Raw genomic sequence first — 218 nt, forward strand, 5'->3', positions numbered from 1 at the left:
GACCAAGACCGGCACGGGACCGACCTGCATCGCAATGGCGATCCAGGTCGTCCCCCATATGAGGACGGTTGCGATGAAGAGAGCGGCATTTGCCATGGAGTGATCCTCGTTTTCCCGACCAATAGGCGAACCGTGAGCACGCCTCTTGCAGATTCTTGCTATCAAATCGATTTGCCCGGACTTCCGGCTCGCCATGCGGGTCGTCCGCCGGTATTGTT

The 218-nt window shown here is 58.3% G+C and carries 1 pseudogene; it reads right to left on the reverse strand.

Annotation, left to right across the window (positions count from 1 at the left end):
* A pseudogene (locus AF337_RS45975) lies at window positions 1-96 on the reverse strand (EamA family transporter); the annotation flags it as partial.
* Window positions 97-218: the final 122 nt, after the last annotated feature.

Origin of the sequence: Rhizobium ecuadorense (genome assembly GCF_001187535.1) — a bacterium.
Classification (GTDB): domain Bacteria; phylum Pseudomonadota; class Alphaproteobacteria; order Rhizobiales; family Rhizobiaceae; genus Rhizobium; species Rhizobium ecuadorense.